Origin of the sequence: Bacteroides sp. 44_46 (assembly GCF_001915465.1) — a bacterium.
In the GTDB taxonomy this organism is placed as follows: domain Bacteria; phylum Bacteroidota; class Bacteroidia; order Bacteroidales; family Bacteroidaceae; genus Bacteroides; species Bacteroides clarus.
In genome coordinates this window covers 127,893-146,591 of the sequence record NZ_MNQO01000014.1, presented here as the reverse complement: position 1 = coordinate 146,591, position 18,699 = coordinate 127,893, and the positions used below count along the sequence as shown (strand labels likewise).

16 protein-coding genes and 1 tRNA gene are annotated in these 18,699 nt (G+C 47.2%); 9 read left to right on the top strand and 8 right to left on the bottom strand.

All coding sequences use genetic code 11. From position 1 onward, the window contains the following. Window positions 1-80: 80 nt before the first annotated feature. The 4 genes from terL to BHV73_RS06955 form a co-directional block, all read right to left on the bottom strand. Window positions 81-1,865, bottom strand: a complete 1,785-nt coding sequence (gene terL / locus BHV73_RS06970; RefSeq protein ID WP_286737448.1) for a phage terminase large subunit — start codon at window positions 1,863-1,865, stop codon at window positions 81-83. Window positions 1,866-1,957: 92 nt separating this feature from the next. Further along, window positions 1,958-2,506, bottom strand: coding sequence for a terminase small subunit (locus BHV73_RS06965; RefSeq protein ID WP_148359732.1), 549 nt, complete (start codon window positions 2,504-2,506; stop codon window positions 1,958-1,960). Between the two features lie 86 nt (window positions 2,507-2,592). Further along, a complete protein-coding gene (locus BHV73_RS06960; protein ID WP_148359731.1) occupies window positions 2,593-3,801 on the bottom strand; it encodes a site-specific integrase in 1,209 nt (402 codons plus the stop codon). Window positions 3,802-4,140: 339 nt separating this feature from the next. After that, window positions 4,141-4,213: transfer RNA gene (locus tag BHV73_RS06955), tRNA-Gly, on the bottom strand. 149 nt (window positions 4,214-4,362) lie between these two features. Between BHV73_RS06955 and cobU the strand changes: the two genes are divergently transcribed. The 4 genes from cobU to cobC all read left to right on the top strand — a co-directional run bounded on the left by cobU (window position 4,363) and on the right by cobC (window position 7,356). Then, window positions 4,363-4,875, top strand: a complete 513-nt coding sequence (gene cobU, locus BHV73_RS06950) for a bifunctional adenosylcobinamide kinase/adenosylcobinamide-phosphate guanylyltransferase (protein ID WP_009120872.1) — start codon at window positions 4,363-4,365, stop codon at window positions 4,873-4,875. Window positions 4,876-4,897: 22 nt separating this feature from the next. Continuing rightward, window positions 4,898-5,935 (top strand): nicotinate-nucleotide--dimethylbenzimidazole phosphoribosyltransferase, encoded by a 1,038-nt coding sequence (gene cobT / locus BHV73_RS06945; protein ID WP_195621408.1) that lies wholly within the window; start codon window positions 4,898-4,900, stop codon window positions 5,933-5,935. A gap of 58 nt (window positions 5,936-5,993) precedes the next feature. Then, window positions 5,994-6,734, top strand: coding sequence for an adenosylcobinamide-GDP ribazoletransferase (locus tag BHV73_RS06940; protein ID WP_195621406.1), 741 nt, complete (start codon window positions 5,994-5,996; stop codon window positions 6,732-6,734). A 91-nt stretch (window positions 6,735-6,825) separates the two neighbouring features. Next, window positions 6,826-7,356, top strand: coding sequence for an alpha-ribazole phosphatase (gene cobC, locus BHV73_RS06935; protein WP_195621404.1), 531 nt, complete (start codon window positions 6,826-6,828; stop codon window positions 7,354-7,356). Window positions 7,357-7,378: 22 nt separating this feature from the next. Here cobC and cbiB read toward each other — a convergent pair whose 3' ends face one another. Genes cbiB through BHV73_RS06920 form a run of 3 tightly spaced genes read right to left on the bottom strand, consistent with a single transcriptional unit; the run spans window position 7,379 to window position 10,982 of the window. Then, a complete protein-coding gene (gene cbiB / locus BHV73_RS06930) occupies window positions 7,379-8,350 on the bottom strand; it encodes an adenosylcobinamide-phosphate synthase CbiB (RefSeq protein WP_286737445.1) in 972 nt (323 codons plus the stop codon). A 24-nt stretch (window positions 8,351-8,374) separates the two neighbouring features. Beyond that, window positions 8,375-9,412 carry a threonine-phosphate decarboxylase gene (locus BHV73_RS06925; protein ID WP_286737444.1) on the bottom strand — a complete coding sequence of 346 codons (1,038 nt, stop codon included), beginning with the start codon at window positions 9,410-9,412 and terminating at the stop codon, window positions 8,375-8,377. A 10-nt stretch (window positions 9,413-9,422) separates the two neighbouring features. Next, window positions 9,423-10,982, bottom strand: coding sequence for a cobyric acid synthase (locus BHV73_RS06920; protein WP_286737443.1), 1,560 nt, complete (start codon window positions 10,980-10,982; stop codon window positions 9,423-9,425). Between the two features lie 112 nt (window positions 10,983-11,094). Here BHV73_RS06920 and BHV73_RS06915 point away from each other — a divergent pair, with 112 nt between their 5' ends. From BHV73_RS06915 to BHV73_RS06895, 5 genes are all read left to right on the top strand, one after another. Beyond that, on the top strand, window positions 11,095-12,495 hold the full coding sequence (locus BHV73_RS06915; protein WP_087411984.1) for a TolC family protein: 1,401 nt from the start codon (window positions 11,095-11,097) through the stop codon (window positions 12,493-12,495). A gap of 78 nt (window positions 12,496-12,573) precedes the next feature. Beyond that, window positions 12,574-13,569 (top strand): HlyD family secretion protein, encoded by a 996-nt coding sequence (locus BHV73_RS06910; RefSeq protein ID WP_087426487.1) that lies wholly within the window; start codon window positions 12,574-12,576, stop codon window positions 13,567-13,569. 30 nt (window positions 13,570-13,599) lie between these two features. After that, window positions 13,600-15,987: an ABC transporter permease gene (locus tag BHV73_RS06905; RefSeq protein ID WP_255379933.1), complete on the top strand. Its 2,388-nt coding sequence runs from the start codon at window positions 13,600-13,602 to the stop codon at window positions 15,985-15,987. 240 nt (window positions 15,988-16,227) lie between these two features. Continuing rightward, window positions 16,228-17,391 (top strand): nicotinate phosphoribosyltransferase, encoded by a 1,164-nt coding sequence (gene pncB / locus BHV73_RS06900; protein ID WP_022218954.1) that lies wholly within the window; start codon window positions 16,228-16,230, stop codon window positions 17,389-17,391. Window positions 17,392-17,424: 33 nt separating this feature from the next. Further along, window positions 17,425-18,132 (top strand): TapB family protein, encoded by a 708-nt coding sequence (locus BHV73_RS06895; protein ID WP_022218953.1) that lies wholly within the window; start codon window positions 17,425-17,427, stop codon window positions 18,130-18,132. Here BHV73_RS06895 and BHV73_RS06890 read toward each other — a convergent pair. Further along, window positions 18,127-18,696, bottom strand: coding sequence for a cob(I)yrinic acid a,c-diamide adenosyltransferase (locus tag BHV73_RS06890; RefSeq protein ID WP_087411986.1), 570 nt, complete (start codon window positions 18,694-18,696; stop codon window positions 18,127-18,129). The genes BHV73_RS06895 and BHV73_RS06890 overlap by 6 nt on opposite strands. Between the last annotated feature and the right edge of the window lie 3 nt (window positions 18,697-18,699).

Here is an 18,699-nt window from a genome sequence, read left to right as displayed (position 1 = left end):
CACACGCTTGTAGTGACCCTACGGGTGCAAATATATATATTATTTAGACTAATTCCAAATAACAAACAATCTTTTTTCGATTACTTTTTTAATTTTCTTTTTATCCTATCCGCTATACAGCACAATACATACATTGCTTCATATACGTCCTTGCCATCGTAATCCATTAGATTACGCATAAACAATGACATCTTATTGTCTCTCTTAAATTTAAATCCTCGGACTAATCCTCGAAAGGCTTCAATATAAGCTATTTTCCCTGCATTCTCCTGTCTTGCCCAGACATCTCCTATTTCTGCTCTATAATCGCGTACATAATGAAGCATCGCCTGCGAAACCTCAATGTTCACATCTGCACCTGATACAAATGTCTTAACCGCTTCGATAGGAAGCGGCTCTCCTATGTATGCGTCGTCCACATATACCGCCCCATCCACTATGTACGCTTTAGCATGGACGAATCTTCCATTAAGCAGTGGATGTATTTCTACAATCGGAATACCGGAGAGAACCGCCGCACCGTCATCATAACTGTCATATTCAAATTCCCCACGCTTTTCAACAGTTCCGGTAAGAGCATCCGCACCGTCATCATGTGCATTCTTCCCGAACTTCCTGAAAGACTTTATCTCCGCATGAAATTCCGGGAAAAGAGTTTCCCAGCCTTCAGGCATGTATGTGAGGTTCATCACTTCGGCAGAGCGGGTGAAAATTCTCACCTCTTTATTTCCGGATTGGTGGAACCATTTTATTTCTGTTTCATCATTTCCGATGATACGTGATTGCTTCTCCACGTTTCGGGCAAAGCCACGCCCGCCGTTATTGCTTTCGATATTAGCCACGGTTATTCCGTCCTTAGCAAGCATGGTTGCAACTTTCGGCTCCGTAACTTCCATAGGAGCATCCGTATATAGAACATTTAAAATGAAGTTGCCGATTTCTGTATCTATGTAATCTATGGAACATAGCTTGTCTATGCCTGTATCAGCAGTATCGGTGTAGTTCTTCCGGATAGCCCGGTTGGTGTATGGTATTTCCTTATAAGTTTTGAATACGCCATACATAAGTCCCACCATCGGGGTGGGATTTTGCATGTATTGCGTCTCAAAGGTAAAAGGGTTTATTTTATTAAGGTGGTGCAATTCATTTAGCGTATGCTTGAAATCCCATAGAGGCACTTCCTTCCCATTCGCTTCATTCTCTATGGCAGGCAGTGAGAGGACAGTCCATTCGCCGGGTTCTGTCTTCATAAGATAACCGCACAAGTCGTTTTCATGCAGCCGTTGCATGATGATAATAATAGGTGTGTTCCTGCTGTTTACACGGTTACGTATGGTTGTTTCAAACCGCTGGTTGATTTTCTCTCTCTTTACATCAGATAGAGCGTCTTCCGGTTTGATTGGATCGTCTATCACAATAGCACCGGCAAATTTTGTTCCTTTTGATATGCTGTCTATTTCCGCCCCTATTTCCTTATCATCTATATCGTCTACCTCTCCGGCGCCAAACCCCGTTATCTGCCCGCCTGTTGATACGGCATATACACCACCGCCAGCAGTGGTATTCCATTTCTTCTTACTATCCGTACCTCGCTTTATCTGAACATACGGAAATAGCCGCTGATACTCTTCCGATTTAACGATGTCCCTTATCTCTTCTGAATTATCATGGGCTAAATCGTCAGAGTATGAAAGGTGGATGAATTTGGAAGAAGGGTTGAGCGCCAGCCCGTAAGATATGAAGTTTTTTACAGCCAGTTCCGTCTTCCCATAACGTGGTGCAATATTGATTATCAGCTTTCGGATTTTTCCGGAAATGACATCATCCAGCGCATTGCATATACGTTTGTGATGCCTGCTTACCACAAATTTGCGCCCTGTTTTACTTTTAAAGAAAAATTTTGTGTAATTGAGAACGCCCGACATACAAAATGCTTGTAGATACCGTACACCGTCCATCATAGCTTTTCTATCAGTTTCTTTGCTTCCTCGACACTTATAGGTTTGCTGGTATTCATCTCTATTTCGGTGGGTTCATCAAATCCGAGCATCTTACATATACGCTCAATAGCCTTTATCTTATCATAAAGTTCTATCTTCACATATTCAACATCTACAATCTCCGGGTTATCACTTGTTCCGACATTCTTTTTCAATATTTTGGTTGAAATGCTTTTTATGGCTGATTTCTCTTTGTCAGAGAGTTCATCAAATTCTTTACGCTCTATCCATGTATTGTGCATGCTGGCAATGGATGAGAAAGCTATACCGGACAATTCTTGCAAAATGCGTTCTTTGGTTATGTCTGACTTGTTTTTTTGTTCTTCCTGCAACTCTTTGACCCTTTGGGCTACCTTTGGGTTGGACAACAACTTACAAGATTCTTCCCACACTTGTTTATCTTTCATCTTCTCGCACGAATAGGCACGACGATAGGCATCGGAAGTATTACCGCTTTCGATGTAGTAGTTGCAAAAATTCTCTTGTTTGATTGTAAGTCCTTTCATGTCTTTTCGTTAGTATGGGAAGCATGCCACTTGACATGCTTTTGCAAAGATAATAAATCATTACCAATAATCCTACTTTTTTACATTTATAAATTATTAGTGATATTCACATAATCAATAACCTTACGATTGGCTTCGTCCACCTTCCGCATATCGAATCGGATATAGATGTCGGTCGTAGTACTGTTCGCCCAGCTATGCCCAAGTGCATGGGCTATTACTTCCTTTGGAATATCAAGTTCCGCCGCTATTGTAGCCCAAGTATGGCGGCTCCAGTATGAGGACAAATCAGGGAATAGGGGATTTCTGCTCTTTTTCCCGCCCAATCCTTTCCTCTCTGTCTCTCCAATCTGTTTTAACCCTATTCCCATACGATGCAGGAAATCCTTGTAATTTCCGTATTCGTCCATTATATTAAGAAGATAATCCTTCCCTTTGTATTTCTCGATTATAGCCTGCGCTTCCGGTTCCACTTTTATACTGTATAATTTCCCCGTCTTAGCCCTTTTATATTCAAAACGGCCATTTACCAATGCGGAATGTTTTGCGTTGAACAAATCGGCTGCATTTACCCCTATAAGGTAAAACATGAGCATGAACATATCCCTATATCTAATCTGGTATTCCTCACATGGATAATCTCTCAATAACCTAAGTTGCTCTGCTGTAAGACTACGTTTCCGGGTTTCCTCTTTCTTTATTGAAAATCTTCTGAATGGATACAATGTTGTGTACTCCTCATCAATGGCGTAGTTGAATACACTACGTATGTTCCGTAAATGAATAGCGTAGGCATTAACCTTCATCGTCTTTGCCATCCACGCTTCAAAGTTTTCCAGCCATGATTTATCCATGCTCTCAAAAGTACAATGACTATCGTATTCCTCAATCTTGTTTCTTGTGGTTGCATATATAGACTTAGTCCCCTGATTGGTTTTCTTGGAAACGAATTCATCAAGATAATAGAGAAACGTTTTTTGATTTTCAACCTTGCTACTTATAGCGTCCTCTATCAACTTCTTCAACGTTTTGTCTGTAGTTGATTTCAACTTTCCTTGTTGCTCTAAAGTAAATATTACCATTTCCGCCTTATTGATTATTTCACGAGCGACTATATTTCTCGGCTTGTAATTCCGTGCACGTGCGGAATATTCGTTCCCGTTCCATTCTGTTTCCAATGCGCTTAACTGCGTGGCTATCACCATTCGTTTGTTATGGGACACATTCAACTTTATAGGATAAGTACCATCATTTTTTTGCCTTCTTTTGTCAAGGAAGAATTTAACTGTTGCCATATAGAATATAAATTTTAGTTTGTATGCAAATTTTGTGCAAATTTTTACTTAATAAACACCTAAAAATCAACAGTTTATATCTATTTGAATAATCATCAAGTCTCATCGGTTATGCAAATTTGCATTTTCTGCTTTATTCATCATCGTATTAAGTGCCCAAAATTGATACAGTCCGATTATCAGACGATTACAAATTCGACTCAACCTGAAAATTTGCACAAAATTTGCACACAAAGATAGGATAATACCCCCTAATAGCCCCCAAAAACGTACATGTTGTATGGCATATATAAAGAAATCAGGCAGTCACTTTGTTTGTAACTGCCTGATTTTCAGCGGAGCGGAAAACGGGACTCGAACCCGCGACCCTCAGCTTGGGAAGCTGATGCTCTACCAACTGAGCTACTTCCGCAGAGTTTGCTTTCCTTTGTACTGAAAACGTTGGCAAAGGTAATGAAATCTTTTAAAAAAGAAAAAATGAAATTGCTAAAAAAATGCTCTGTTCTTGTCACTGCCACATAAATCATGTACATTTGCTTCCCGTAAACTTCAAGCAAATCAATGAAACGAATCATACTTATCACCGGCGGAGCCCGTTCGGGCAAAAGTACTTATGCGGAAAAACTGGCGCTCAGCCTCGCTCCCAACCCTGTTTACCTCGCCACGGCACGTATATGGGATGAAGAGTTTCGCAAACGAGTGATACATCATCAAGAAAGACGAGGAACTGAATGGACGAATATAGAAGAAGAAAAGGAGCTGAGCCGCCATTCTTTATCCGGACGTATCGTTCTGATAGATTGCATAACGCTGTGGTGCACCAACTTCTTCTTCGACCTGAACGCAGATACAGACCAAGCTCTCGCGGCCGCCAAAGAAGAGTTCAATCGTTTTACCGCACAGGATGCCACATTTATTTTCGTCACGAACGAGATAGGCATGGGGGGTACATCCGAGAACGAGATACAACGGAAGTTTACGGATATGCAGGGCTGGATGAACCAATACATAGCCTCGCGGGCGGATGAGGTAATCCTAATGGTATCCGGCATCCCGGTCAAAATCAAGAATTGAGAATTAAGAATTGAAGAATATAATGAAAACATTTCATATCTCCCGTCCGGACGAAACCATCCGTCCGGCATTGATTGATAAAATCAATAATCTCACCAAGCCGAAAGGTGCTTTAGGTACTTTGGAAAGCCTTGCGCTGCAAATCGGGCTCATCCAGCAAACCCTAACTCCCACCCTGCAACATCCGCAAAATATCATCTTTGCCGCCGACCATGGCATTGTAGAGGAAGGTGTCAGCCTCTCGCCTAAAGAAATTACCTGGCAGCAAATCAGCAATTTCCTTCACGGAGGCGCAGGCGTCAACTTCCTGTGCCGTCAGCATGGATTTACGCTAAAGATTGTGGATGCCGGAGTGGATTATGACTTACCTTACGAGAAAGGTATCATCGATATGAAAGTACGTAAAGGTACGCGCAACTATCTGCATGAAGCTGCAATGACCGAGGAAGAAATGGAACTTTGCCTTGAGCGGGGCGCTGAAGTAGTGCGCCGTTGCCACGAAGAAGGTAGCAATATACTCAGTTTCGGAGAAATGGGGATAGGCAACACATCCTCTTCTTCCCTGTGGATGACTTGTCTTACAGGCATCCCGCTGCAAGAATGTGTAGGTGCGGGAAGCGGTCTGGACAACGCAGGTATTCGCCACAAGTACGAAGTGCTGAAACAATCGCTGGACAATTATAAAGGAGACGGCTCGCCACGCGACATCATCCGCTATTTTGGCGGGTTGGAAATGGTTATGGCAGTAGGCGCCATGTTGCAAGCCGCCGAACTGAAGATGATTATTCTGATAGACGGATTCATCATGACAAACTGCATTCTTGCCGCCGGCAAGCTGTATCCCGAAGTACTGGATTATGCTATCTTCGGACATTGCGGGGATGAATCCGGACATAAACTCTTACTCGAGTCATTAAATGTCAACCCGTTATTACACTTAGGATTAAGACTTGGAGAAGGAACGGGGGCAATCTGTGCATACCCCATTGTAGACTCGGCTGTCCGCATGATTAATGAAATGGATAACTTTGCCCATGCCTCTATCACCAAGTACTTTTAAGGCTTCTGCAACCGTTATCCCTTTTGAATCGAAATCCGCAAATTGATAATTACATATTATGAATATACTGGCTGCATTTATCTTCTTCACGCGACTTCCTTTTTGGAAAATAAAAGAAGTGCCCGCCGAATGTTTCAAGCACGTAGTGCCCTACTGGTCGCTGACCGGCTGGCTGACCGGCGGTATCATGGCGGGTACATTATGGATTACCGGACAGATATTGCCTATATCCATTGCCTGGATTACAGCTATCATTGTACGCTTGCTCGTCACAGGTTGTCTGCACGAAGACGGATTGGCCGATTTTCTCGATGGTTTTGGCGGCGGTACTACCCGTGAGCGTACGCTGGCCATCATGAAAGACTCGCATATCGGCAGTTACGGCGTTATCGGTTTGATAATCTACTTCTTACTGCTGTCACAGCTATCCATCCTTCCCCTGCATCTTCTCTGCATGCTTGTATTATGCGGTGATTGCTGGTCAAAATTCTGCGCATCCCAGCTCATCAACTATCTGCCATACGCCCGTAAAGAGGAAGACAGCAAAGCCCAAGTGATATACAATCGCATGAGTTGGCATGAGCTTCTCACTGCATTCATTTGCGGATTACTGCCATTAATAGCATTCCTACCCATAAAGCTATGGCCGGCCACTTTATTTCCGCTGTTGACCTTTATATTACTCTATCGACTGATGAAACATCGCCTGCAAGGATATACAGGCGATTGTTGCGGAGCAGCTTTTTTGCTTTGTGAATTATCCTTTTATATAGGCAGCCTTGTGATAGAGCATCTGTAAAGAGCAGGCTTCAAAGGATAATCATAAGACTTGAACAATCCCTAAGCTGATTGAACATAAGCACCTGACTTAAAAACAAAATATTGAAATTATGGAAATAGTACTTATCCGACACACTTCTGTCGATGTTCCGCCCGGCGTATGCTACGGCCAGACAGATGTTCCTCTGAAACCGTCTTTTGAACAGGAAGCGGCTGTTACCAAAGAAAATCTGAAGGTGTATTTACCTTTCGACCATGTATACACCAGTCCGCTCACACGCTGTGTACGCCTTGCCTCTTACTGCGGTTATCCGGATGCGGAACGTGACAGGCGGATTATGGAGATTAACTTCGGAGACTGGGAAATGAAGCCTTTCGACCGTAACGACGACCCGCGCCTGCAGGAATGGTATGCCGATTACTTGAATGTTGTAGCTACCGGTGGAGAATCGTTTGCCATGCAATACCAGCGTGTCAGCAGTTTTCTGGATGAACTGAAAACAAAACCATACCAACGGGTGGCAATCTTTGCGCATGGCGGAGTACTGATTTGCGCACAGATATATGCCGGACTTATCAAAGCCGAAGAAGCATTCAATGCGCTGACACCTTACGGAGGTATCATCAGAATTGAAGTATAAGCACCGGATGAACCATTAAGAATCAGAACTGTCCTATAAGAGACAAGCAAGTAGCCGTAGCGACGACAACCATTATCATCATCCATTCTGCACAACGGTTGATACGTATGGCAATCTGCATATCTTCCGTTGTCAGGGGACGTTCATACTCCCCGATATAAGGTTTCCACACCTCTTCTCCAAAATAGTTGTGAGGTCCGCCAAAACGGCAATTCAAGATTCCGGCAAGAGCAGCTTCAGGGTAACCGGAGTTGGGACTGGCGTGCTGATTGCCGTACTTACCGACAAAGAGCAGCAATGAGAACCTGCCGGAAGCCGCCACCATAAGAAAAGCCGTCAAGCGTGCGGGAATATAGTTGGCAACATCATCCAGACGCGCCGCAAAACATCCGAACCGGCTGTATCGCTCATTCCTGTATCCTATCATGGAGTCGAGTGTATTTATCATCTTATAAGCAATCATTCCCGGAACACCTAATATAATGTACCAAAATAACGGAGCGATAACCCCGTCGCTCAGATTCTCCGCCAATGTCTCCAATGCCGCCGTACGTACTTCCTGCGCTGAAAGCCCGGAAGTATCACGTCCTACAATGCGCGCCACCTGCCGCCTGCCTTCTTCCAAAGAACGGTCTACGGCCCTAAACACCTCACGAACCTCACGCACCAGCGTAGTACCGGCAAGACAATAGAAAATAAGCAGCACCTGCAAAGCCAAAAGCAGTCCGGGTGAATAATGCGCCACCCGACGCAGCAGAAACAGTGTAAGGAAATAAACGCCCGCCACAAGTGCCAGTGACATGGCAGCTCCTTTCAGAAAACGGGCATTCCCGTTGTTCAAGCGATGCTCACAGAAAGAAATGGCCTTACCGAAAGCCACCACAGGATGCGGCAACCAAACCGGATCACCCAGCCAGTGGTCGAGCAACCATGCCGTAAGCAACGGAAGGTTCAGATTAAAAGCAATACCTAACATGATGATTATATCTTCCATAAGCATATTCCCTTCATTCATACATTATAAATCCGAACTCATAAATTTTGCAATCGCAGCCACCAGCCTGTCATTCTCTTCCGGAGTTTGCGTGGCTATACGGAAAAACTGCTCGTTCAGCCCTGTAAAGTTGGAAGCGTCCCGAATGAGGATACCATGTTCTCCGGCAAGATAATCTTTCAGGGCGGATGCCTTGCCCATACGAAGCTGTACCAACATAAAATGCGTTTGCGTAGCCCATACTTCCAGTCCGCCAATGGCTTGAATCGCAGCGGACAGACGCGCCGTTTCTTCCAAATAAGCCGCTACATCCAACGGATTGGGAACATCATGTTCCAACAAAAACAGTCCCGCTTCAATGGCAAGCTGATTGACCGACCAAGGCATACGGTTAGTCCGTAAACGTACCAGCAAACCGGAATTGCCTGTCACATAGCCAAGCCGCAAACCGGGAACAGCATATCTTTTCGTCATGGAATGCAGCAGCAGGACATTGGAATATTCCACCGCCTCTTCCGGAGAAAAGAGCGGACACAAAGTAAAGAACTCATAAGACTGGTCTATAATAAAACAAACCTGCGGATTATGTTCAATCAGTTCGCGCATATATTCCTTATCAACCACTGTTCCTGTCGGATTATTGGGATTGCACAGCCAAAACATCCGCACATCGTCCGGTAAGAGATACCCGTCTTGTGCCTGGGGTAGCTGATATAATGAAGTAACCCGATGTCCGTGCATACGGCAGGCATCCGCATACTCGCTGAAAGTAGGTTGCAGAATAGCCGTATTCGTACCCCGGAAAGTCTGTGCTATGAGATAGATGGCTTCAGTCGCGCCGTTTGTCACACAGACGGCATCGGCAGGCAGATGATACAGCCGGGCTATCCGGGCTTCAAGCGTGTAGGGTTCCGGTTCGGGGTAGTTGCCAATACCCCCAATCCGCTCGCACAGGTGCGCTTTCAAAAGAGAAAGGTCTACCTTGCTGTAAACGTTGGAACTGAAATTAGCCGTTACCGGGCGGTTATATTTGTAGGAATCATCTCCGTGTCCTTCAATCATATCTCTGTTATTATATTGGGTTCTCGGTCAATATCTGATAGATAAGCGGCATATCAACGTGGCGGCGCACATGTTCGGCAAGCTTGTCATATTGTTCTTCCTTAAACTGTTGATAATCGAATGCCCCTGTCTTCTCCGATAATTTATCGGCAAACGGTTCGAGCAGGAAGTCGATAAATTCCGGATTATCAAGAATACCGTGGATATAAGTTCCCATGCAGGTGCGGTCGGCCAAATACCCGTCCCACTGTCCATTTTCTAGTAAGTTCAGCGGAGACGCAGGCGCACCCTCTACGGGAACGGTGCTACCCATGTGAATCTCGTAGCCCTTTAATTGAAAGTTGGGAGTTGAAGGTTGAAAGTTGGGAGTCGGGAGACGAGAGTTACCGTGCGAAACAGCGGTACGGCAGCTTTCAAGCAGTTGGAAATTCACTTGTCTCGTCACCTTCTCCCCCGTCATACGGGTACTCACAGGCAGAAGCCCCAAACCGGGCAAGCGGTCAATATCTCCTTCCACATGATCGGGGTCGAGCACTTCCTGCCCCATAAGCTGATAACCGCCGCAAATACCCAGTACGGCAGTCCCCTCACGATGGGCGCGGACAACAGCCTGCGCCACCCCGTTACGGCGAAGTTCATAAAGGTCGGAAAGCGTGCTTTTGCTACCGGGCAGAATGATGATATCCGCTTTTTCCAATTCATCCGTATTATTGGTATAGAAAAGATGTACGCGCGGGTCACGTTCCAACGCGTTGAAATCCGTAAAATTGCTGAGATGGCGCAAAAGCACAACGGCAATGTTCACCTTTCCCCGTTCCGCCTGCATCGACTTTGCGGCAAGAGCCACCGAATCTTCCTCTTCTATATAAATATCCTTATAATAAGGCACTACACCCACAACGGGAATACCGCATAGTTCTTCAATCATCTTAACGCCCGATTCAAACAGGCGTATGTCTCCACGGAATTTATTGATAAGAATCCCCTTTATCCGTTCACGTTCATTCGGGCGAAGCAACATTACCGAACCGTAGACACTGGCAAACACCCCGCCCCGGTCAATATCCGCTACCAGAATCACATCCGCCCCGGCATACAAGGCCATAGGAAGATTTACCAAATCGGAGTCACGCAAATTGATTTCGGAGATACTCCCCGCACCTTCCAGTACCACAGGATTATATCTCCGTGCCAGCCTGTCATAAGCGGCACGCACCTCTTTACGCAACTCTTCACGCCCTTCCTTGCGGAAATAATCATACGCGTTGCGATTGCCGATGGGACGGCCGTTCAGAACCACCTGCGAGGTATGGTCGGACTGTGGCTTCAACAGCAGCGGATTCATGTCCGTATGGCAAGGCACACCCGCAGCTTCAGCCTGCACAGCCTGCGCGCGGCCAATCTCCAACCCTTCGGGAGTGGCATACGAGTTTAACGCCATATTCTGCGCCTTATAAGGCGCAGGCCGGTAACCGTCCTGTTTGAAAATACGGCAGAAAGCAGCCGCAATAATGCTCTTGCCCACATCACTGCCCGTGCCGGCAAACATAATAGGGTGAAGTATCTTCATATATTTCTGTATTTCCGAGCGCAAAGGTAGCAAAAAGGTCGGTAGATTGAACAATAGAAAAGAAAGAGTGTTTCAAGTTTATCATTCTAAACCTAAACGATAAACTTGACATATGAAACAAATCTTACTCATTATCCTTCTGGGAACGGGTCTTTCCGTAACGGCACAAACCCTTTCCCTGAGTTTCGATGATGCCCTGCGGCAAATGCAGCAGGGAAACCGCAGCCTGAAGATAGCCGACAAAGGCATTGAAGCCGCACGCGCAGAGCGTGACAAGCTGAATGCCCTTTGGTATCCCAGTCTGCAAGGTGCGGGAACATTCGTACATCTGTCCGAAAAGATAGAAGTCAAACAACCTCTTTCGCAATTTACAGACCCCGCCAAAGACTTCGTGCATAACATCGTCCCCGACGACCAGTTCATCAGCAGCATCCTCGACCAGATAGGCAGCCACACACTCGTCTTTCCGCTTGCTCCGCGCAACCTCACCACCGTAGGGCTGACAGCCGAATGGATTGTCTTCTCCGGTGGAAAACGTATCCGTGCCGGTAAAATAGGAAACACGATGATTGACATGGCACGCGAAAACCGTGAGCAAACCGACGCCACCCAACGTACCCTTTTAGCGGAGAGTTATTTCGGACTGCGTCTGGCACAAGAAGTGGCGCGCGTGCGCCAAGATACCTACCGCAGCCTGCAACGCCATTACGAGAATGCACTGAAACTGGAATCCGCCGGAATGATAGACAAAGCCGGACGGCTCTTTGCGCAAGTAAACATGGACGAAGCGCAACGCTCGTTGGAAGCCTCGCAAAAAGAAGTCGCTGTTTTGCAAAACGCATTGCGCACATTGCTCAATATGGACGACACCTGCGACATACAGCCTACTTCCCCACTCTTCATAAATGCCGTCCTACCCGCCAAGGAAGAGTTCCTGCAAACCATGCGAACCGAGAACTACACCGTCAACCAATTGCAGTTACAGTCGCACATCGCCAAGCAACAGCTCCGTATCGACCAAAGCGGATACCTGCCCGACATCGCCGTATTCGGCAAGCAGACATTGTACGCCCACGGCATCCAAAGCAACCTCGTCCCCCGCACCATGATAGGAGTAGGATTCACCTGGAATCTTTTTGACGGCTTGGCACGGGAGAAACGGATACGCCAATCCAAGATAGCCCAACAAACCCTTGCCATAGGACAAGAAAAAGCCAAAGACGATTTAAGCGTGGGTATCGACAAGCTCTACACGCAGATGCAGAAATCCCAGGACAATGTACGTGCACTGAATACCACTATCGAACTGAGTGAAGAGCTGGTGCGTATCCGCAAGAAATCGTTCACCGAAGGCATGGCTACGAGTACCGAAGTAATAGATGCCGAAACGATGCTGGCTACCGTACGTGTCGCCCGTTTGGCCGCCTATTACGAGTATGACGTGGCGCTGATGAACCTTCTGGCGCTATGCGGCATACCGGAACAGTTTGATAAATTAAGAATTGAGAATTAAAAATTGAGAAACAGGCTGCGCAATGGGAGTTTTAATTCCTTGGGCAATCCTATGTTATACTTTATAATTGTAATAAAAATGAATATCAACAATAAAACCATCAGCATTACATTCATCGTCATATTAGCCGTTACCGTAGCAGTGTCGGCCATTGGAATGTTACTTATGAGCCGGCAGCCCATGGTGCTGCAAGGGCAGATAGAGGCCACAGAGATACGTATCAGCGGAAAGCTTCCGGGACGCATCGACTCCTTTCTTGTAGAGGAAGGCAAATGGGTAAAAGCCGGTGACACGCTCGTTGTCATCAACAGCCCCGTCATCGAAGCCAAGTACCGCCAAGTCAATGCGCTGGAACAGGTGGCCCAAGAACAGAACAAAAAGATTGACGCCGGTACACGACGGCAGATTGTCGCCACAGCCCGGCAGCTATGGAACAAAACGCAAAGCGACCTCACTCTTGCCCAAACCACCTATCAGCGTATCCTCACCCTCTACAAGGACAGTGTCGTCACCTCGCAGCGCAAGGATGAAGTAGAGGCCATGTACAAAGCCGCTCAAGCTGCCGAACGCGCCGCCTACCAACAGTATCAAATGGCAGTAGACGGTGCGCAGAGTGAAGACCGTGCCGCCGCCCGCAGTCTTGTAGATGCCGCCCGCAGTACTGTCGATGAAGTCTCCGCCCTCTTGGTAGACTCCAGACTCACCGCTCCCGAAGACGGGCAGATAGCCACTATCTTTCCCAAACGCGGCGAACTGGTCGCTCCGGGTACCCCTATTATGAGTTTGGTTGTGATGAATGATGTACACGTAGTCCTGAATATCCGGGAAGACCTGATGCCCCGATTCAAAATGGGCGGTACATTCAAGGCCGACGTTCCCGCCCTCGACCGAAAAGGTATCGAATTCCGCATCTATTACATCAGTCCTTTGGGCAGTTTTGCCACCTGGAAGTCCACTAAACAAACAGGCAGCTACGATATGCAAACCTTTGAAATACACGCACGCCCTGTACAAACGGTAGAAGGATTGCGACCGGGAATGTCCGTACTGCTGGCAATCGACGCAAAGCAGTAGTCGTCCGTATCACCATACAAGCCCCTTATTATGAATTTATTATATAATACTTTCTTCCGCGAATATCACCGTATCACCTCACGCCGTCTTTACCTCGGCGTGTGCATTATCCTGCCCCTGTTCTGTCTGTTCTTCATGGCCACCATTTTCGGCAACGGACAAATGGAAAACATCCCCATAGGCATTGTAGACCAGGACAACACAGCCACTTCACGCAACATCTCCCGCCGCATATCGGCAACCCCTACATTCAGCGTTACGGAGCATTTTACCGATGAAGCCTCTGCACGCCAGGCATTGCAGCGGAAAGAAATATACGGCTACCTGTCCATCCCGCCCCGGTTCGAGCAGAAAGCCGTCAGCGGAACGGATGCGTCACTGACCTATTACTACCACTACGCCCTGCTTTCGGTAGGAAGCGAACTAATGGCTGCCTTTGAAACCACGCTTGCCCCCGTAGCCCTATCCCCTATCATCGTCCAGGCAGAAGCGTTGGGAGTGGGACAAGAACAAATGCAGACCTTCCTTCTTCCGGTAGAAGCCAGTACGCATCCGCTCTATAACCCGGATATGGATTACTCTATCTATCTGAGCCAGCCATTTTTCTTCGTCCTGTTCCAAATACTGATTTTGCTTGTAACCGTCTATGCCATAGGCAGCGAATTCAAGTTCGGTACAACCCGGGACTGGCTTCGGGCTGCCATACCCGCAGGAAAAGACCCCGACAATCCGCAAAATGCCGACATCCTGACTGCTGTTGCAGGAAAGCTGTTGCCCTACACCCTTATATTCTCAATCATAGGCATACTGGCAAACTACGTTCTGTTCGGCCCTTTGCATATCCCCTTTCACGGCAGCCTGTGGTTGATGAACGTCGTAACAATACTGTTTATCATGGCTACGCAGGCATTGGCAGTGCTGATATTCTCTATCTTCCCTAAAATAGCTTATATCATCAGTGTCGTTTCAATGGTAGGTTCATTGGGAGCTACCCTGTCCGGGGTCACCTTTCCGGTAACGGCCATGTACGCGCCTGTCCATGCCGCATCCTATCTGTTTCCGGTACGCCATTTCACCGAAGCGGCACAAACCATGATTTATTTCAATGCAGGCTTTGCTTATTTCTGGCAATCGGTAGCCATACTACTGATATTCTTACTGCTGGCGATACTGATTCTGCCTTTATTGAAATGGTGGATAAAGAGAACGGTAGAGAGCGAAGAAACCCTTCATGTCAGTGAAGAAGATAATGTAATCCGCCGCGAATGGAAAGCCATCTCCACCAATCCCGCCATCCTGTTGGTATTGGCGGGTGGTATATTCCTCTACGGCTTGCTCTACAACTATATGTATGCTCCCAATCTGGTGCGTAAAGCCCCCGTTGCCGTAGCAGACCTCTCCCACTCCGCGCTCAGCCGGGAGTATGTGCGCTGGCTGGATGCCGCCCCGCAGACATCGGTCTATGCCCAAACGTCCAATATCCTCGAAGCCCGCGAATGGATGAAGAAAGGCGAAGTTGCCGGCATACTCTATATTCCTGCCGACTTCGAAACGCGTGTGGCACGCGGCGAAACGTCCGTATTCACCCTTTACGCCTCTACCGACGCATTTCTCAACTTCAAGGGATTGCAAGAAGCAAGTTCACGCGTCATGCTTGCCGTAAACGACGCCCACCGACCTGCCGGAGCTGTTTTCCTGCCACCGCAAGGGTTGCTGGCCGTTGCATCATCCGCTCCCGTCAGCGTATCGGGAACAGCTCTTTACAATTACACCGAAGGGTATGGCTCTTATCTGATTCCTGCCGTAATGATTGTCATCATCTTCCAGACGATGCTGATGGTGATTGCCATGCTTACAGGCGAAGAGGCGGAAAAGAGACGAAAAGGGGTCTTTCCCATGAACGCCCGTTCTTTGGGAAATGCTCTGTGCATCGTGTCGGGAAGAACTTTCGTATATGTCATGCTGTATGTTGTGTTCTCCATATTCCTGTTGGGACTTCTTCCGCATATTTTCAGCATACCCAACATAGGAAACGGTTGGGACATTGCCACTATGATGATTCCTTTCCTGCTTGCCACAAGTTTCTTTGCGCTTGCCGTATCCCGCTGGTTTACCGACTCCGAAGCCCCGCTGCTGATGATAGCCTTCTTTTCAGTGGGCTACATCTTCCTTTCCGGCGTTTCCTATCCGTTGGAGTTGATGCCCTGGTATTGGCAAGCGGCGCATTACGTCTTCCCTGTGGCTCCCGCAGTACTCGCTTTCGTAAAATTAAATTCAATGGGTGCCAATCTTGCCGACATCTGGCCTCAGATGCTGACGCTATGGATACAAGTAATCGTATACGGCGCATGGGCGGTGCACACAACAAGGCGGGTTTATAAACGAAGTAACATCGAGACAGGTAACATAAAGGCATAAAAAAAGGCTATCTATCCCAGACAGCCAATCTTTTTGTTAACCTTAAATCTAAATACTATGAAAAACACATTGCAAATATACGGACATTTCGGGAATCTCCAAATTATTCGGGGGCTGCAGCCCGACTTATAACATGGTTTAATAGGAATACGCTGTTGTTAACAAATTGATACCCGAAAATTAAGAAAAAGTTACTATCTTCACCCCCAATTTAAATGCAGTGACTAAAAAAGCAATACAATGATTCATACCATCCTCGATACAGACCTCTACAAGTTTACAACGTCATACGCCTATATCAAGTTGTTTCCTTATGCTTTGGGAACCTTCAGCTTCAAAGACAGGGACGAGACAGCGTATACGGACGAGTTTCTGCGGCGACTGAAAGAAGCGGTTGCCAGGCTGTCCGAAGTGACGCTGACCCGTGAAGAACTGGAATACATGACGAAGCATTGCCGCTTCCTGCCCGGAGTTTACTGGGAATGGCTGTCCTCTTTCCGTTTCCGGCCGGACAAGATTGATATCTCTCTGGACAAAGACCGCCATCTGAGCATCGAAATTACCGATTATCTATACAAAGCAACCCTCTACGAAGTACCCCTTCTTGCCATTGTATCTGAAATCAAGAATCAGGTTCTCGGCAACGTCGCGGATATGGACGACATTATCTGCAAACTGTCGGAAAAGGTCACGCTGTCCAACGAGCACCGGCTTTCTTTCTCGGAGTTCGGCACACGCAGACGTTTCTCATTCGATGTACAAGACAAGGTTATCGACTGCCTGAAACAGACCGCCCATTATTGCACAGGAACATCCAACTGCCACTTCGCCATGAAATACGGCCTGAAGACAATGGGAACGCACCCGCACGAATGGTTTATGTTTCATGGAGCGCAGTTTGGTTACAAACACGCCAACTACATGGCTTTGGAGAACTGGGTAAACGTGTACGACGGAGATTTGGGCATCGCCCTGTCCGACACCTATACATCCGGTGTGTTCCTGACCAATTTAAGCCGCAAGCAGGCAAAGCTCTTCGACGGTGTGCGCTGTGACTCCGGAGATGAGTTCGAGTTTACCGACAAGCTGGTTGCCCGCTATCGCGAACTGGGCATAGACTCCACTACCAAGACAATCGTATTCAGCAATGCCCTGGACTTCGGCAAAGCCCTCGACATACAGGAACACTGTCGCGGCAAAATTCGCTGCGCTTTCGGCATCGGTACCAACCTGACCAACGACACCGGCTTCAAGCCCTCGAACATCGTGATGAAGCTGACGCAATGCAAAATGAACGTCAACCAGGAATGGCGCGAATGCGTAAAGCTGTCCGACGATAAAGGAAAACATATCGGCAGCAAAGAAGAAGTACGCGCCTGCCTGTACGATTTACGGCTGCTATAAAACTGTTTCCGGCACCATTCAAAACATAATACCATGAAAAAAGCCCTGTTCATCTTCCTATCGGCAGCATTGGGAAATATCCTTGCCGCAAACGCCCAGTATTATAATACCACCGGCAAACACCTGTACTATGAAACCCATAACAGCCGGAACAACATCACACGTCAGTCCCTGTCCTTCGTCAAGCAGACCGAAGCCGGAAATGATACGCTGCACATCACGCTGGCGGATTCCGTCCTTCCTCTCAACGAAGAAAAGAAAGGCTTCATGTCCCGACAAAAGATAGCCTATACCCAAGACAACACCATTGTGTATATGATGGATGAAACATCCATGAGCGATGACATGAAAATCATCATGGACAACAAGGAAAAGGAAGAGGAAGTCATGAAAAAGCTCAGTTCCGAAGGATGTATCTATATTGTGCTGCACAACCGCGTCAGGAAAGGCGAGAAGATGAAGAAAAGCAAATACACCTTCAAGGCCGGACCAATCAAGATGACAACCACCCTAAACGGAGAATACCAGGGCTTTGAACGGCTCAAAACGCCTGCCGGAGAATTCGACTGCATAAAGCTGACCTATACCATGAAAGCGAACATGCTCCTTTTTTTCTCCGAAACGGTCAATATCACCGAATGGTATGCCCAAGGCATCGGCTTGGTAAAGAGCGAGGAGTACGAAAACAAAGAAAAGACAAAGACAGTCAAGACCTTAATCGATATAAAGGAACCGTTATAGCCTCTTCCTCTTATAAGCAAACTCCTGCCATTTCTCTTCCGGCCAGTCCTGTCGCTGCATCTCCGTGCGTGCCATGACAAAGAAGAGATCCGACAGGCGATTCACGAAGCACAAAATATCCTCATTCAGCGGAGATTGGCGGTGAAGCGTCCATAAGCGTCTTTCGGCACGCCTTGCCACCGTGCGGGCAAAATGCAGTTGCGCCGAAACGGGCGTACCGCCCGGCAGAAGGAAATAACCGTTCTCTGTCAGCCCGGCAGTCATGGCATCCATTTCCTGTTCGCAGCGTACGGTCAGTCCGGCGGCAGAAAGAAGATTAGGATTCAATACATCATCGGGAGTAGCCACATGGCTCATCACTACCATCAGTTCCTTCTGAATAGTGTGCAGCAATTCCTGCCGGTCATCCCCGGCAGAGAGCATGGAACGCACAATGCCTATCACAGCATTCAGCTCGTCCAGGCAACCGTTTGCCTCGATGCGAATATCATCTTTGGGGACACGTGCTCCGCCATGAATTCCGGTTGTCCCCTTGTCTCCCGTACGGGTATATACTTTTTTCATCTT

Bases quoted from the DNA above. Each gene is read 5' to 3' on its own strand.
- BHV73_RS06965 (WP_148359732.1), bottom strand. From the start codon at position 2,506: ATGAAAGGACTTACAATCAAACAAGAGAATTTTTGCAACTACTACATC.
- BHV73_RS06960 (WP_148359731.1), bottom strand. From the start codon at position 3,801: ATGGCAACAGTTAAATTCTTCCTTGACAAAAGAAGGCAAAAAAATGAT.
- cobU (WP_009120872.1), top strand. From the start codon at position 4,363: ATGAAACGAATCATACTTATCACCGGCGGAGCCCGTTCGGGCAAAAGT.
- cobT (WP_195621408.1), top strand. From the start codon at position 4,898: ATGAAAACATTTCATATCTCCCGTCCGGACGAAACCATCCGTCCGGCA.
- BHV73_RS06940 (WP_195621406.1), top strand. From the start codon at position 5,994: ATGAATATACTGGCTGCATTTATCTTCTTCACGCGACTTCCTTTTTGG.
- cobC (WP_195621404.1), top strand. From the start codon at position 6,826: ATGGAAATAGTACTTATCCGACACACTTCTGTCGATGTTCCGCCCGGC.
- cbiB (WP_286737445.1), bottom strand. From the start codon at position 8,350: ATGGAAGATATAATCATCATGTTAGGTATTGCTTTTAATCTGAACCTT.
- BHV73_RS06925 (WP_286737444.1), bottom strand. From the start codon at position 9,412: ATGATTGAAGGACACGGAGATGATTCCTACAAATATAACCGCCCGGTA.
- BHV73_RS06920 (WP_286737443.1), bottom strand. From the start codon at position 10,982: ATGAAGATACTTCACCCTATTATGTTTGCCGGCACGGGCAGTGATGTG.
- BHV73_RS06915 (WP_087411984.1), top strand. From the start codon at position 11,095: ATGAAACAAATCTTACTCATTATCCTTCTGGGAACGGGTCTTTCCGTA.
- BHV73_RS06910 (WP_087426487.1), top strand. From the start codon at position 12,574: ATGAATATCAACAATAAAACCATCAGCATTACATTCATCGTCATATTA.
- BHV73_RS06905 (WP_255379933.1), top strand. From the start codon at position 13,600: ATGAATTTATTATATAATACTTTCTTCCGCGAATATCACCGTATCACC.
- pncB (WP_022218954.1), top strand. From the start codon at position 16,228: ATGATTCATACCATCCTCGATACAGACCTCTACAAGTTTACAACGTCA.
- BHV73_RS06895 (WP_022218953.1), top strand. From the start codon at position 17,425: ATGAAAAAAGCCCTGTTCATCTTCCTATCGGCAGCATTGGGAAATATC.
- BHV73_RS06890 (WP_087411986.1), bottom strand. From the start codon at position 18,696: ATGAAAAAAGTATATACCCGTACGGGAGACAAGGGGACAACCGGAATT.